Consider the following 13,758-nt stretch of genomic DNA (forward strand, 5'->3'; position numbering starts at 1 on the left):
CGCGGTCGCGGGGGGGGCCGGGGCGGCGCCCGGGGGGGGACCGCCGCCGGGGGGGGGGGGGCGGCGGCGGCGCCGGCGCGCCGGGAGCCGGCCCCGGCCCCCGGCCCCCCCCCTTCTCGTACGCGTCATGCGCGGCCCGTCACTCCGGTCCGAGCCGGAAGAGCGCCCAGACCACCTTGCCCTGGAGCGTCCCGGCCAGCGGGTGCCATCCCCAGCCGTCGCTGAAGGAGTCCACCAGGAACAGCCCCCGGCCCGACTCCGCCGCGAAGTCCTCGTCGCCCTCGCGCGTCTCCGGGCTCCGGTGGCTCGGATCGCGTACGGCGCACACCAGACGGCTCGTCCAGCGCATCAGGTGCAGGCGGACCGGGGGAGTGTGCCGGCCGCCCTCGTCCTGGGGCGCGTCCGACGGCAGCGCATGCCGCAGGGCGTTGGTGACGAGTTCGGAGACGACCAGCGCGACATCGTCGAAACGCTCGGTCAGCTCCCACTGCGCGAGCGTCGCCTGTGTGAACTTCCGTGCGCCGCGCACCGCTTCGTAGCGGGGTGGCAGCGCGCAGGAGGCGGAGGTGGAGACGGCCGCGGGATCGATCGGCGGAAGGCCCTGCCGTAACGGCTCGAGCATGGTCGATCCATTCGTCCCCATGCGAGGCACTCCCGGGAATCGCGACTGTGGTGCGACAACACGAACGAGTACGCAGCTGCGCGGGGTCCATGGTTCCGAATGCGACCAAGGGATGCAAGGGCAGATGCACGTGCACGCGCCGGACCTGTCCACCCCCGTGCCGATTCTGTGCATATCTTCTGTCGACTGATTTCCCTCTGATCAGGAAGTCGCCCTGAACATGCCGCCTTTCCGTAATCGAATGTGTACGGGCTGAAGCGTTTAGTGGCACAATCCGGGGGCCCGAGACCCGCGAAGGAGAGGCTGGAGCCGTGACCGCAGTCGAATCGAGCGGAGCGAGCGGGAGCGTGGTGCGGCGCATCCTGCTGGGTTCGCAACTGAGGCGGTTGCGCGAGTCGCGCGGCATCACCCGCGAGGCGGCCGGCTACTCGATCCGCGCGTCCGAATCCAAGATCAGCCGTATGGAGTTGGGCAGGGTGAGCTTCAAGGCCAGGGATGTCGAGGACCTGCTCACGCTCTACGGCGTCAGCGACGAGTCCGAGCGCGGCTCACTCCTCGGGCTGGCCCGCGAGGCCAATGTCGCCGGCTGGTGGCACAGCTTCGGCGACGTCCTGCCCGGCTGGTTCCAGACGTACATCGGTCTGGAAGGCGCCGCCTCCCTGATCCGCATCTACGAAGTCCAGTTCGTGCACGGCCTGTTGCAGACCGAGGCGTACGCACACGCCGTCGTCACCCGCGGCATCCCCGACGCGCCGCGCGCCGAGATCGAGCGCCGCGTCGCGCTCCGTCTGGAGCGCCAGAAGGTCCTCGTCTCCGAGAGCGCCCCGCAGTTCCACGCCGTGCTCGACGAAGCCGCGCTGCGCCGCCCCTACGGCGACCGGGCCGTGATGCGGGGCCAGTTGAGGCATCTCATCGAGATCTCCGAGCACCCGAACGTCACCCTCCAGGTCATGCCCTTCAGCTACGGCGGGCACGCCGGCGAGAGCGGCGCGTTCACCATGCTGAGCTTCCCGGAGTCCGACCTCTCCGACATCGTCTACCTGGAGCAGCTGACCAGCGCCCTCTACCTCGACAAGCGCGAGGAGGTCGCCCAGTACGCACGCGTGATGGAGCGACTGCGCGAGGAGAGTCCCGATCCGGCCGAAAGTCGCGACCTTCTCAGAGGACTTCTCCAACTCACGTAGCACGTAAGTACGATGACGTGACATCAGTGTTGCCACAGTGTCCGCCACCGCGGGTTAAGGGGTCTCGATCCATGTCCTACTTCACCGACCTGGCCCACCAGTACATAGACGGCGAGTGGAAGCCCGGCAGCGGCTCGTGGGACATCATCGACTTCAATCCGTACACCGGTGAGAAGCTCGCCTCGATCACCGTCGCCACCGCCGACGAGGTCGACCGCGCCTACCGCGCCGCCGAGCGCGCCCAGCGCGAGTGGGCCGAGACCAACCCGTACACCCGCCGGCTCGTCTTCGAGCGCGCGCTGCGGATCGTCGAGGACCGCGAGCAGGCGCTCGCCGACACGATCATGGCCGAGCTCGGCGGCACGCGCCTGAAGGCGGCCTTCGAGCTGCACCTCGCCAAGGAGTTCCTGCGCGAGGCGATCCAGCTGGCACTGCGCCCCGAGGGCCGGATCCTGCCCTCCCCGGTCGACGGCAAGGAGAACCGCGTCTACCGCCTCCCGGTCGGTGTCGTCGGCGTCATCTCCCCCTTCAACTTCCCCTTCCTCCTGTCGATCAAGTCGGTCGCCCCGGCGCTGGCCCTCGGCAACGCGGTCGTCCTCAAGCCGCACCAGAACACCCCGATCTGCGGCGGCACGCTCGTCGCGAAGGTGCTGGAGGACGCCGGTCTGCCGGCCGGTCTGCTGAACGTCGTCGTCACCGACATCGCCGAGATCGGCGACGCGCTGCTGACCCACCCGGTCCCGAAGGTCATCTCCTTCACCGGCTCCGACAAGGTCGGCCGCCATGTCGCCACCGTCTGCGCGCAGAACTTCAAGCACGCCGTCCTCGAACTCGGCGGCAACAGCGCCCTGATCGTCCTCGAGGACGCCGACGTCGACTACGCCGTGGACGCGGCCGTCTTCAGCCGCTTCGTGCACCAGGGCCAGGTCTGCATGGCCGCCAACCGGATCCTGGTGGACCGCACCCTGGAGGCGGAGTTCACCGAGAAGTTCGTCGCCAAGGTGAAGACGCTGCGCGTCGGCGACCCCGCCGACCCCGCCACGCACATCGGGCCCCTCATCAACTCCCAGCAGGCGGAGTCGGTTTCGGCCGTCGTCGAGCAGGCGGTGGCGGGCGGCGCGACGGCCCTGCTGCACGGCTCGGCGGAGGGCAACGTCGTCTCCCCGTCGGTCCTGACCGACCTCCCGGCGGACGCGCCCGTGCTGAGCCAGGAGATCTTCGGCCCGGTGGCGCTCATCCTGCCCTTCGACGGCGAGGAGGAGGCGAGCCGGATCGCCAACGACACGCCGTACGGCCTGAGCGGCGCCGTCCACACCGGTGACATCGAGCGGGGTGTACGGGTCGCCCAGCGCATCCACACCGGCATGATCCACATCAACGACGGCACCGTGGCCGACGAGCCGATCGTGCCGTTCGGCGGCGAGAAGCAGTCGGGCATCGGCCGGCTCAACGGCGACGCGATGATCGACGCCTTCACGACCCAGAAGTGGATCTCGATCCAGCACGGGCGGAGCCAGTTCCCCTTCTAGGACAGAAGCTGTCCTCAAGGGTTCGTAACGTGGTGGGTGTCGGGAGAGGAAGCCTCCCCGGCACCCACCATCTCTTTCATGTCAGGAAGGCGGACATCTCATGGTTGCTCTTGTTCCCGCGGAGGCCCAGGGTGACGAGCGCGGCGCGTTCCTTAACTTCGTCGAGGCCCAGCGGGCGGCGATCCGCCGCGCCGCGCTCGGTCTCACCGAGGAGCAGGCGGCGAGCTGCCCGAGCGCCAGCGGGCTCAGCCTGTCCGGGCTGATCAAGCACGTCGCGGAGGTGGAGCTGAACTGGCTCCGCCTTGCGCAGCAGCGCAGGAACGAGAAGCAGCGCTCCAAGGACACCTGGGGCGACGGCTTCCGGCTGGTCGAGGGCGAGACCGTGCCGGAGATCCTGGACTTCTGGGGCGGCGTGGCGAAGGAGACCGAGGAGTTCGTCCGGTCCGTGCCCAGCCTGGACGACACCTTCCCCCTGCCGCCGGCCCCCTGGTTCCCGAAGGACGGGCGGGTCTCGACGCGCTGGATGCTGCTCCACCTGGTCCAGGAGATGGGCCGGCACGCCGGGCACGCGGACATCGTCCGGGAGTCTCTGGACGGCAAGGACTCGTTCACCCTGATCGCGGAGGAGCAGGGCGCGTAGGGGGTGCGCGTACCCTAGTCAAAATTGACTAGGAGGTACCAGGGTGTCTGCGATCCGGCTTCTCGTCCTCGGCGCGGTCCGCCAGCACGGGCGCGCCCACGGCTACCAGGTCCGCAATGACCTGGAGTTCTGGGGCGCGCACGAGTGGTCCAACGCCAAGCCCGGCTCGATCTACCACGCGCTCAAGCAGATGGCCAAGCAAGGTCTGCTGCATGCGTACGAGATCGCACCGAGTACGGCGGGCGGCCCGCCGCGGACCGAGTACGAGGTGACGGAGAAGGGTACGGAGGAGTACTTCGCGCTGCTGCGCGAGGCGCTGACCACGTACGACCAGAAGATGGACGTCCTGTCCGCGGGGATCGGGTTCATCGTCGACCTGCCCCGGGCGGAGGTCGTGGAGCTGCTGCGCGCGCGGGTACGGGCGCTCGACGAGTGGCGCGCCGCCGTCACCGAGTACTACACGCCGGAGGGCGGCCCGCAGCAGCTCGGGCACATCGGCGAGATCATGCACCTCTGGGTCCACTCGGCGGACGCCGGCAAGGAGTGGACGCTCGGCCTCATCGAGCGGATCGAGGCCGGGGCGTACTCCTTCGCGGGCGAGGGCGGGGAGCCCTTCGTGGGAGTGCTCGCCGAGGGTGAGGAGAGCCCGTACGCGACGGGCGACCCGGACGAGTACCAAGACTAATCAAGTTTGACTAATCGAGGGAACGGGCATACCTTCTCGCGGTGGTCAAATTTGACTACTGGGCCGATCGGCTCGACTGGAGGAGACGGATGACTGACGCGATCGTCGTCGAAGGCGCGCGGAAGCGGTACGGGGACAAGCCGGCACTCGACGGCCTCGACCTGGTCGTCGGCGCCGGCACGGTGCACGGCCTGCTCGGCCCCAACGGCGCGGGCAAGACCACGACGGTACGGATCCTGGCCACGCTGCTGCGTCACGAGGAGGGCCTGGTGCGGGTCGCGGGCTTCGACGTCCGGACCGAGGCGGCCGAGGTGCGGCGCAGGATCGGGCTCCTCGGGCAGCACGCGGCCGTCGACGAGGAGCTGGGGGGCCGGCAGAACCTGGAGATGTTCGGGCGGCTGTACCACCTGGGCGCCCGGCGGGCCGGCGCGCGGGCCGACGAGCTCCTGGAGCGGTTCGGGCTCGCGGACACCGGCCGCAAGCCCGTCAAGCAGTTCAGCGGCGGTATGCGTCGCCGTCTGGACCTCGCGGCCTCGCTGATCACGGAGCCGGAGGTGCTCTTCCTGGACGAGCCCACGACCGGACTCGACCCGCGGGGCCGCGGCGAGGTGTGGGAGTCGGTGCGCTCCCTGGTGGGCGGAGGGACGACCGTCCTGCTCACCACGCAGTATCTGGAGGAGGCCGATCAGCTCGCCGACCGGATCTCGGTCGTCGACCACGGCCGGGTCGTCGCCGACGGCACGGCCGACGAGCTGAAGGCCAAGGTCGGCGGCGACCGCATCGACGTCGTCCTGCGGGACGGACGGCGGCTCGACGAGGCGGCGCGGCTGCTGCCCGCTCCCGGATCCGAGGTGACGCTGGACGCCGACCGGCGCCGGATCAGCGCGCCCGTGACGGACCGGATGGCGGCGCTGGCCGAGACCGTGCGGGCCCTGGAGGCGGCCGGGATCGAGGCGGAGGACATCGCCCTGCGGCGGCCGACCCTCGACGAGGTCTTCCTCCATCTGACCGGTGACGCGCAGGACGGGGGCGCGGGCGACGCGCGCGGCGAGGAAGCGGAGGTGGCGGCATGAGCGCGGCGTATGTGATGAGCGACTGCTGGACGATGACCCGGCGGGAACTGGCCCACTGGGCGCGGCAGCCGGTCGTGATGGTGGTCGGTCTCGCCTTCCCGGTCATGATGCTGCTGATGTTCGGCTATCTCGTCGGCGGTGGCCGGGAGATCGAGGGCGCGTACGTCGACTACCTCGTGCCCGGCATGCTCACGCTGACGATGGTCTTCGGCCTCGAAGGCACGATGACGGCCGTCACCCAGGACCTGAACAAGGGCGTGATCGACCGCTTCCGCTCGATGCCGATGGCCGACGGGGCGGTGCTCGTGGGGCGTTCGGTCGCCGACATGCTCCAGTCCGCGGCCGGATTGGTGGTGATGGTCGGCGTCGGGTACGCGATCGGCTGGCGGGCGCACGGCGGCTTCGGCGCCTTCCTCGGGTCCATGGGGCTGCTGCTCCTGCTGCGCTTCGCGATGCTGTGGATCGGGATCTACCTGGCGATGGTGGCGGGGCGGCCGGAGCTGGTGATGGCCGTGCAGATCCTGGTCTGGCCGATCGGCTTCCTCTCCAACGCGTTCGCCTCGCCGGGGTCCATGCCGGGGTGGCTGGGCACGGTCGTCGAGTGGAACCCGATGTCGGCGACCGCGACGGCGGTACGGGACCTCTTCGGCAATCCGGGCGGGGAGCCGGGGCACGTGATGGCGGCGGTGGTGTGGCCGCTGCTGCTCCTCGCGGTCTTCTTCCCGCTGGCGGTACGGAAGTTCAGGCGGCTGAGCGTGTAGTGGGAACCCGAACCGGTCGAGCGGTGTAACTAGGGCAGACGGTTCACCGCGGACCGGGCGAAGGGACGGGGGACGTGCGATGCGCAGGCTCTACGGAGTGGCCGGCGCCGTCGTGGCGCTGGTGTTGACGGCTTGTACGGGCGCGGGGGGCTCGGGTTCTCCGGGTTCTCCGGGTTCTCCGGGCTCGGGTTCTCCGGGTTCTCCGGGTTCTCCGGGCTTGGGTTCGCCCGGTTCTTCGCATGCGGGTGGGACGGCGGGTGCCGGCGCGGAGGCATCGGCCGTCCCGCCGCCGCGGGTTCCGTCCGGGCGGCAGCTCCCCGGCTGGTCGCACTCCCTGGGATTCGCCTCCGACGGCAGCGGGTTCGCCCTGCTGGCCGACTGTGTGACGGACGAGCGGACGCCGGAGAACGGCTTCTGCAGGCAGCACGTGGCCGTCCTCGACCGGGGCGCGAAGAACTGGGTGCTGCGGCGCTCGCCGCTGCCCGAGGCGCGGGGCACGGACGGCATCTCGTCCAGCCTGCTGGCGCTCGGGCCGGGGCGCGCCCTGATCGAGGAGGGCGGTGCCGAGCCGGAGAAGCGGCGGACCTGGTTCACCCGGGACGGCGGGCGCAGCTGGCGCGTCGGCGACCTGAAGACCGTCGGTACGACCGCGGTGATACCGGCCGGGGCCGTGCTCACCACCGACTGCGCGCAGCCCGCCGGGGCGTGGGTGGACGACTGTGTCCGGCAGCGGCTGGTCGTGATCTCCCCGCAGGACGGGCGACGGCGCGCCCTCGCCGGGGGGCCGCTGCTCGGGGCGCGTCCGAGGCCGGCCGAGGTGGCGGAGCCCGACGGCTCGTGGTGGGCCTCGGGGACCGACCCGCTCTCGGGGCGGGCCGCCGTCGCCGTCTCGCGGGACCAGGGGCGCAGCTGGTCGGTGAGCCGGCTGCCGAGCCCGACCACCGAGCCCGGCTGGTACACCGCGGTCGCGGTCGGCCGGTCCGTCGTCTATGCGGCGGAGATGGGGGAGTTGAAGGGCGGTGACCCCGTCAAGAACCCCATGCGGGCGCTGCACCGCTCGCTGGACGGCGGCCGGAGCTGGCAGCGCATGTGGACGACGGGGCCGATGATCGAGCCCCGCACGCTCCTGGGGATCCCGGTGCCGGGCCCCGGCGGCCGGGTGCTGATCGGAGCCGAGGACCGGGAGTATGTGAGCCTCGACGGCGGCAGCAGCTTCCGCCCCTCGGGCGAGGGCACGAGCTTCACCCGCCGCACGCCCCTCGGGTTGCTCCGCCACAACACCAGCTGTCTCTACGACATATCCGTGGACGGCGAGCGCTGGGCGGAGTTCGGCCTGGGGTGCGAGGGCGAGACGCCCTGACGCGCGGTCAGTGATGGAAGGAGGTGGCGGCCGCCTTGTTGTCCGCCGAAGGGCCGGACTGACGCCGCAGGTCGGGCAGGACCCGGTTCAGGTCCTCGATGAACAGCCCAGCGAGGTCGGCCGAGAAGCCGTTGCGGCAGACGACGCGCAGCACGGACAGGTCCTCCCGGTTGGCGGGGAAGGTGTACGCCGGGACGAGCCAGCCGCGCTCCCGCAGCCGGCGCGAGACGTCGAAGACGTCGAAGCGGCTGACGTCGGGAGCGGTGGTGAAGGCGAAGACCGGCAGCTGGTCGCCGCGGGTGAGGAGGCGGAACTCGCCGATCGCCTCGATCCGTTCGGAGATCGTGCGGGCGACGTCCCGGCTGGTCTGCTGGACGGCCCGGTAGCCCTCCCGGCCGAGCCGCAGGAAGGTGTAGTACTGCGCGACGACCTGGGCGCCCGGCCGGGAGAAGTTGAGAGCGAAGGTGGGCATGTCGCCGCCGAGGTAGTTGACCCGGAAGACCAGTTCCTCCGGGAGCTCCTCCGGCGAGCGCCACAGGGCCCAGCCCACGCCCGGGTAGACGAGGCCGTACTTGTGACCGGAGGTGTTGATCGAGGAGACCCGGGGCAGCCGGAAGTCCCAGACCAGGTCCTCGTCCACGAAAGGGGCGATCATCGCGCCCGACGCGCCGTCGACATGGACGGGGATGTCGAGGCCGGTCCGTTCCTGGAGGGCGTCGAGCGCGGCGCAGATCTCCGCGACCGGCTCGTAGGAGCCGTCGAAGGTCGAGCCGAGCACGGCGACCACGCCGATGGTGTTCTCGTCGCAGAGGGCGGCGGCCGACTCCGCGTCCATGTGGAAGCGGTCGCCCTCCATGGGCACGAGCCGGGCCTCGACCTCCCAGAAGTTGCAGAACTTCTCCCAGCAGACCTGGACGTTGACACCCATCACCAGATTGGGCCGGGCGCTCGCCGGATAGCGGTCGGTGTTCCGCTTGGCCCAGCGGCGCTTGAGGGCCATGCCGGCGAGCATGCACGCCTCGCTGGAGCCGGTGGTGGAGCAGCCGACGGCGGTCGACGGATCCGGGGCGTGCCACAGATTGGCGAGCATGGCCACGCAGCGCCGCTCCAGTTCGGCGGTCCGCGGGTACTCGTCCTTGTCGATCATGTTCTTGTCGCGGCACTCCGCCATGAGGACGCCCGCCTGGGGCTCCATCCAGGTGGTGACGAAGGTGGCGAGGTTGAGCCGGGAGTTGCCGTCGAGCATCAGCTCGTCGTGGACCACCTGATAGGCGCTCATGGGCGGAAGAGGGCCATCGGGCAGCCGGTGGATGGGCGGCGCCTCGGTCATGCCGCCGACCGGGTTGGCCAGGCCGTAGAAGGGGTTGAGAGCGAGGTGCCGATCCGGCTCGGGCTCGGCGTGACCCTTGTGCAGTGCCATGGGGACTCCTTCTGGGTTGTTCAGTGCGGTCCGGGGGGTTGTTCAGTGAAGGGCGCTGCCTGACTGGTCCAGTTCGAGCTGCGGGCGGCCGGTGACGACCAGCCAGGCGGGCAGAGAGGCCAGACAGAGCAGCGAGAGCATCGAGGGCGAGGAGGAGAGGACGGCGGCGACGAAGAGACTCACCCAGCCCTGCCGGGTCGTCGCGAGCAGCACGCCGAGCACGCCGGAGGAGACGGCGACGGCGGGGTGGATCTCGGGGACCAGCGCCTGGGTGAACATGCCGAAGGCGACGCCGATGAACACGGCGGGGAAGATCCGGCCGCCGACGAATCCGCACGAGGCGGCGACCAGCAGGGCGGCGAGCTTGACCACGGCCATCTTGGCCAGCTCCCCCGACGAGTAGCTGCCGATGTTCTCGGTGAGCTCCTTGACCTGTTCCAGGCCCTTGAAGAGCGTCAGCGACCCGCCGAGCGCGCCCAGCAGGCCGAGGACCACCCCGCCGACCGGGATCATCAGCATCGGGTGCCGCAGTCGCTGGAAGGCGCGGTGGACGTGGGGGAGGCCGTAGCAGCAGAGGAGGCCGAAGAGGGCGGCGGCGGTGGCGACGACCATCGAGGCGAGCAGATCGCCCCACCCCGGGTCGGTCAGCTCCGGCAGCGACATGTCGAAGGTGGGGTGCGCGAGGAGCGCGGTGGTCATCGACCCGGCTCCGGCGGCGATCAGCGGGGCGAAGAGCCGGTCCCACAGCGAGGTCTTGGCGTCCGGCTGCTGGGTGAGGGCCTCGGAGATGACCAGGGCGGCGGCCACCGGGGTGCCGAAGAGGGCGCCGATGGTGGCGGCCGAGGCGAGCACGACCCAGAACGCACCGGGCGCGGCGGGTGCCGCCTTTCTGCCGAGCCAGTAGGCGAGCGCGACATTGGCCGCGATGATCGGGTTCTCCGGGCCGAGGCTGACTCCTCCGGCCAGTGTGAGTGTGCCGGCGAGCAGCAGTCCGGGGACGACCGCGGGCGCGAGGGGCGCGCCGCCGAGCCCGGTTTCGGACGGGTCGGGGCCCGCGTGCCCGGGCACCTTCCAGACGACGAGACCCACCGCGATGCCGGTCGCGGTGAGCATGACGATCGTCCAGAAGACGGAGAAACCGCCGATGCCCAGCGCGTCCGGAAGGGTGTGCCAGAGGACGTGCTCGAACTCCTCGGAGACCCACTCGATCCCGAGGAAGAGCAGACTCGCCAGGACGCCCACCAAGAGGGCGGACAGGACCTGCGGCAACAGGGCTCGTGCGGGCGACCGGAGGGCGGGGGGCGGGGGCCCGGACGACGGGTTATCGATGGCCACCGCCCCACCATAGGGGCACAAAAGCCGCATAACGCCCCGAGAGTTGGGGGTGTCGCCGTCCAGTCAGGCGCGAGGAGCGATCACCGCGGCCGTGCCGTACGCGCAGACCTCCGTCCCCACGTCCGCCGCCTCCGTCACGTCGAAGCGGAACATCAGCACGGCGTTGGCGCCGCGCGCCTTGGCCTGCTCCACCAGCCGTTCCATCGCCTGGTTACGGGTCTCCACCAGGGTCTTCGTCAGCCCCTTCAGCTCCCCGCCGATCATCGACTTCAGGCCCGCGCCGATCTGGCTGCCCAGATGCCGCGAGCGCACGGTCAGACCGAAGACCTCGCCGATCACCTGCCGGACCTCGTAGCCGGGAACGTCGTTGGTCGTGACGACCAGCACGTCGGACTGCGGTCCCTGACCGCCTCCGTACTCCTCGATGCCCATCCGCATCCACCTCCTGGCCCCCAGCCTCGGCCCGGCCGTCCGCCCTCGCATCCCGGAGGGGCCCGGTGGGAGCCGGATGGAACCCGAGGTCGTAAGAAAGCGTTGATACTTTGGGGCAGCCGTCCCATGCCCCCATCAACCGCAGGAGCCCGGAACCCGTGAATACGCTTGCCCTCGGACCGAGCTGGCTGGACCCGGATTATCTGATCCAGACCTTCGGCCTGATCGGTGTCCTCGTCATCGTCTTCGCCGAGTCCGGCCTGCTCATCGGGTTCTTCCTGCCCGGCGACTCGCTGCTCTTCACCACCGGCCTGCTGGTCACCACCGGCAAGCTGGACACGCCGCTCTGGCTCGTCTGCACGCTCATCGTGGCCGCCGCGATCATCGGCGACCAGGTCGGCTATCTCTTCGGCCGCAAGGTCGGCCCCGCCCTCTTCAAGCGCCCCGACTCCAAGCTCTTCAAGCAGGAGAACGTGGAGAAGGCGCACGAGTTCTTCGAGAAGCACGGCCCGAAGTCGCTGATCCTGGCCCGCTTCGTCCCGATCGTGCGCACGTTCACGCCGATCATCGCCGGTGTGAGCCGGATGAACTACCGCTCGTTCATCACGTTCAACATCATCGGCGGCGTGCTGTGGGGCGCGGGCGTCACCCTGCTCGGCGCCTCCCTCGGCAAGATCGACTTCGTGCACGAGCACATCGAGGCGATCCTCATCCTGATCGTCCTGATCTCCGTGATCCCGATCGTGATCGAGTACCTCCGCGCCCGCTCCCAGTCCAAGAAGGCCCGCGCCCAGAGCGACCACGGCACCCCCACCCAGCGCGGCCGCCCCGCCAACCGCTAGCGGGTACCCCCGGGCCGGACCCCGTCCGGCCCGGACCCCGCCTAGAAACCACGCGTCCGCTTCGCGGCGCGGCGTGCCGCCGCCGCGCCCGGGGCCTGCATGAACAGGCGGGCCAGCTCGCCTCCCAGGTTCACCCCGATCGCGATCGCCAGGGCCAGGGCCGCCGCCTTCGCCAGATTGGCGAAGCCCTGGTCCAGGTTGTTCTGGGCGATCGAGAGCACCCCGAAGTACGTCGCCGAACCGGGCAGCAGCGGCCCGATCGCCGCCGTCACGTACGGCAGCGACGAGGTGTGCTCGTACCGGGCGATCAGCTGCCCGAAGAGACCCACCAGGCCGGCCGCCACCGCCGTCGCCATCACCGCGGAGCCGTTCGCCGTCACGGCGATCGACGCGTAGATCACCCACGCCACCCCGCCGTTCAACGTCGCGAACAGCACCGTCGCCCGCGACTGCTGCAACAGGATCGCGAACGTCGCGCACAGCACCATCGCCGCCAGAATCTGCACCACCGGCCGCTCGACCAGACCGAGCGCCCCCTCCGGATTGAGCTGCGCGTCGAACTGCACGGCCACGTACAGCACCGACAGCACACCCACCACGATCGCCACGAAGAAGTACCCGACCTCCAGGAGCCGGGCCGAGGCCGTGATGTAGAAGCCGGTCAGACCGTCCTGCACGGCCGCCACGAGCGCCCGTCCCGGGATCAGGGCGAAGAGACCACCCGTGATGACCGCCGAGGGCCGCAGATCCGTGTGCAGCAGCGTCAGCAGCACCCCCATCGCGGCCGGCGGCATCGCCGCCACCAGGAACTGGTAGAACTCCGGCAGCCCGCGCCCCGCGCACAGCCACGCCAGCCGGTCGCCCAGCACCGCGCCCAGCGCCGCCACGAAGAAGACCGTGAGGTCACCGCCCAGCAGCACCGAGGCCGCGCCCGCCAGGACACCCGCCGCCGACGTCAGCACCCATCCCGGGTACGGGTGCCGGTTGCGGCGGATCTCCGCGAGCCGCCGGTACGCCTCCTCCGGCGTGACGTCGTGCTCCTCCGCGTTGATGTCGGCCAGCAGCTGGTAGACCGCCGCCAGCCGGGTGTAGTCCGTGCCCCGGCGCCGTACCGTCCGGTTCGCCGTGATCGGATCGTCCACCAGCGACGGCTGGTACGTGATCGAGAGCAGCGTGAACGTGACCGTCGGCTCGCACCGGTCCAGACCGTAGCTGCGGCAGATCGCGAACATCGCCGCCTCGACGTCCTCCGCGCCCTCCCCGCCCGCGAGCAGCAGCTCACCGATACGCAGGGTCAGGTCGAGCACACGGCCCACCGAGGGCCCCGTCTCGTCCTCCACCTTGCGCGTCTCCGGCACCGGCCGGTCGCCGACCGGCAGCCGCAGCATGGTCCGCATCCGGTCCTGCCACGGAGCGTCCTTCGACAGCCGCACGAGCGGGATGCCATGCGCGGGCGTGAAGGCCGGCGGCGCATGCTTCGCGGAGTACGTGGACGGCGGAGCGAACGCCGAACCCTCGGGCTCGGCAGGCGGCTCCGGAGCCAGCCCCTCGGGAACGGCGAACTCGGAGGTCGGATGCTCCTCCTCCGGAACGACCGGCTGCTCGACCCCCGCCGGCTGTGTGAAGGCGCTGCGCGCCTCGTCCGATTGCGGCTTCCGGTCCTCCGGGCCGTCCGCCTCCGCCACCACTCTCTTCGCCCTCACTCCCATTCGCGCTGTCTGCCCAGTATGGGCACGGGCATACGACAACACGCGAGACGGGGGGGGGGCCCCCCCCGGGGCCCCCCCCCCCCCCCCCCCACCCCGCGCCCCCCCCAGGGCGCCCCCCCCCCCCCCCCCGCGCGCGGTGGGTGGCGGCGCGGGCGCGGCCGGCGCG

13 protein-coding genes are annotated in these 13,758 nt (G+C 70.8%); 8 read left to right on the forward strand and 5 right to left on the reverse strand.

The window, feature by feature from the left end; translation table 11 throughout:
- Positions 1 to 139: 139 nt before the first annotated feature.
- Positions 140 to 643, reverse strand: a complete 504-nt coding sequence (locus tag ACFVZW_RS18715) for an ATP-binding protein (protein ID WP_384522548.1) — start codon at positions 641 to 643, stop codon at positions 140 to 142.
- A 290-nt stretch (positions 644 to 933) separates the two neighbouring features.
- On the opposite strand from ACFVZW_RS18715, the gene ACFVZW_RS18720 reads away from it, so the two are divergent.
- The 7 genes from ACFVZW_RS18720 to ACFVZW_RS18750 all read left to right on the forward strand — a co-directional run bounded on the left by ACFVZW_RS18720 (position 934) and on the right by ACFVZW_RS18750 (position 7,854).
- Positions 934 to 1,806 (forward strand): helix-turn-helix domain-containing protein, encoded by an 873-nt coding sequence (locus ACFVZW_RS18720; RefSeq protein WP_384522550.1) that lies wholly within the window; start codon positions 934 to 936, stop codon positions 1,804 to 1,806.
- Between the two features lie 71 nt (positions 1,807 to 1,877).
- The gene (locus ACFVZW_RS18725; RefSeq protein WP_384522552.1) at positions 1,878 to 3,335 is read left to right on the forward strand and encodes an aldehyde dehydrogenase family protein; all 1,458 of its coding nucleotides are present in this window, start codon (positions 1,878 to 1,880) and stop codon (positions 3,333 to 3,335) included.
- 100 nt (positions 3,336 to 3,435) lie between these two features.
- The gene (locus ACFVZW_RS18730) at positions 3,436 to 3,975 is read left to right on the forward strand and encodes a DinB family protein (protein WP_384522554.1); all 540 of its coding nucleotides are present in this window, start codon (positions 3,436 to 3,438) and stop codon (positions 3,973 to 3,975) included.
- A 43-nt stretch (positions 3,976 to 4,018) separates the two neighbouring features.
- A complete protein-coding gene (locus tag ACFVZW_RS18735; RefSeq protein ID WP_384522556.1) occupies positions 4,019 to 4,660 on the forward strand; it encodes a PadR family transcriptional regulator in 642 nt (213 codons plus the stop codon).
- A gap of 89 nt (positions 4,661 to 4,749) precedes the next feature.
- Positions 4,750 to 5,733 (forward strand): ATP-binding cassette domain-containing protein, encoded by a 984-nt coding sequence (locus tag ACFVZW_RS18740; protein WP_384522558.1) that lies wholly within the window; start codon positions 4,750 to 4,752, stop codon positions 5,731 to 5,733.
- Positions 5,730 to 6,494, forward strand: a complete 765-nt coding sequence (locus ACFVZW_RS18745; RefSeq protein ID WP_384522560.1) for an ABC transporter permease — start codon at positions 5,730 to 5,732, stop codon at positions 6,492 to 6,494. Before ACFVZW_RS18740 ends, ACFVZW_RS18745 begins: the two co-directional genes overlap by 4 nt.
- Before the next feature lie 217 nt (positions 6,495 to 6,711).
- Positions 6,712 to 7,854, forward strand: a complete 1,143-nt coding sequence (locus tag ACFVZW_RS18750; RefSeq protein ID WP_384522562.1) for a WD40/YVTN/BNR-like repeat-containing protein — start codon at positions 6,712 to 6,714, stop codon at positions 7,852 to 7,854.
- A gap of 7 nt (positions 7,855 to 7,861) precedes the next feature.
- Here ACFVZW_RS18750 and ACFVZW_RS18755 read toward each other — a convergent pair whose 3' ends face one another.
- From ACFVZW_RS18755 to ACFVZW_RS18765, 3 genes are all read right to left on the reverse strand, one after another.
- Entirely contained in the window at positions 7,862 to 9,274 is a 1,413-nt protein-coding gene (locus ACFVZW_RS18755; protein WP_384522564.1) for a glutamate decarboxylase, read from the reverse strand.
- Positions 9,275 to 9,316: 42 nt separating this feature from the next.
- On the reverse strand, positions 9,317 to 10,609 hold the full coding sequence (locus ACFVZW_RS18760) for an ion channel protein (protein WP_384522566.1): 1,293 nt from the start codon (positions 10,607 to 10,609) through the stop codon (positions 9,317 to 9,319).
- A 63-nt stretch (positions 10,610 to 10,672) separates the two neighbouring features.
- On the reverse strand, positions 10,673 to 11,041 hold the full coding sequence (locus ACFVZW_RS18765; RefSeq protein ID WP_329119106.1) for a YbjQ family protein: 369 nt from the start codon (positions 11,039 to 11,041) through the stop codon (positions 10,673 to 10,675).
- Positions 11,042 to 11,199: 158 nt separating this feature from the next.
- On the opposite strand from ACFVZW_RS18765, the gene ACFVZW_RS18770 reads away from it, so the two are divergent.
- Positions 11,200 to 11,883 (forward strand): DedA family protein, encoded by a 684-nt coding sequence (locus tag ACFVZW_RS18770; RefSeq protein WP_384522568.1) that lies wholly within the window; start codon positions 11,200 to 11,202, stop codon positions 11,881 to 11,883.
- 41 nt (positions 11,884 to 11,924) lie between these two features.
- Here ACFVZW_RS18770 and ACFVZW_RS18775 read toward each other — a convergent pair whose 3' ends face one another.
- Positions 11,925 to 13,571 carry a threonine/serine exporter ThrE family protein gene (locus tag ACFVZW_RS18775; protein ID WP_384522636.1) on the reverse strand — a complete coding sequence of 549 codons (1,647 nt, stop codon included), beginning with the start codon at positions 13,569 to 13,571 and terminating at the stop codon, positions 11,925 to 11,927.
- Between the last annotated feature and the right edge of the window lie 187 nt (positions 13,572 to 13,758).

Source organism: Streptomyces sp. NPDC059567 (assembly GCF_042735655.1).
Lineage (GTDB): Bacteria > Actinomycetota > Actinomycetes > Streptomycetales > Streptomycetaceae > Streptomyces.

What these genes read in the sequence shown, in the direction of transcription:
- ACFVZW_RS18715 (WP_384522548.1), bottom strand. Translation starts at nt 643, where the DNA reads ATGGGGACGAATGGATCGACCATGCTCGAGCCGTTACGGCAGGGCCTT.
- ACFVZW_RS18745 (WP_384522560.1), top strand. Translation starts at nt 5,730, where the DNA reads ATGAGCGCGGCGTATGTGATGAGCGACTGCTGGACGATGACCCGGCGG.
- ACFVZW_RS18725 (WP_384522552.1), top strand. Translation starts at nt 1,878, where the DNA reads ATGTCCTACTTCACCGACCTGGCCCACCAGTACATAGACGGCGAGTGG.
- ACFVZW_RS18765 (WP_329119106.1), bottom strand. Translation starts at nt 11,041, where the DNA reads ATGGGCATCGAGGAGTACGGAGGCGGTCAGGGACCGCAGTCCGACGTG.
- ACFVZW_RS18730 (WP_384522554.1), top strand. Translation starts at nt 3,436, where the DNA reads ATGGTTGCTCTTGTTCCCGCGGAGGCCCAGGGTGACGAGCGCGGCGCG.
- ACFVZW_RS18740 (WP_384522558.1), top strand. Translation starts at nt 4,750, where the DNA reads ATGACTGACGCGATCGTCGTCGAAGGCGCGCGGAAGCGGTACGGGGAC.
- ACFVZW_RS18755 (WP_384522564.1), bottom strand. Translation starts at nt 9,274, where the DNA reads ATGGCACTGCACAAGGGTCACGCCGAGCCCGAGCCGGATCGGCACCTC.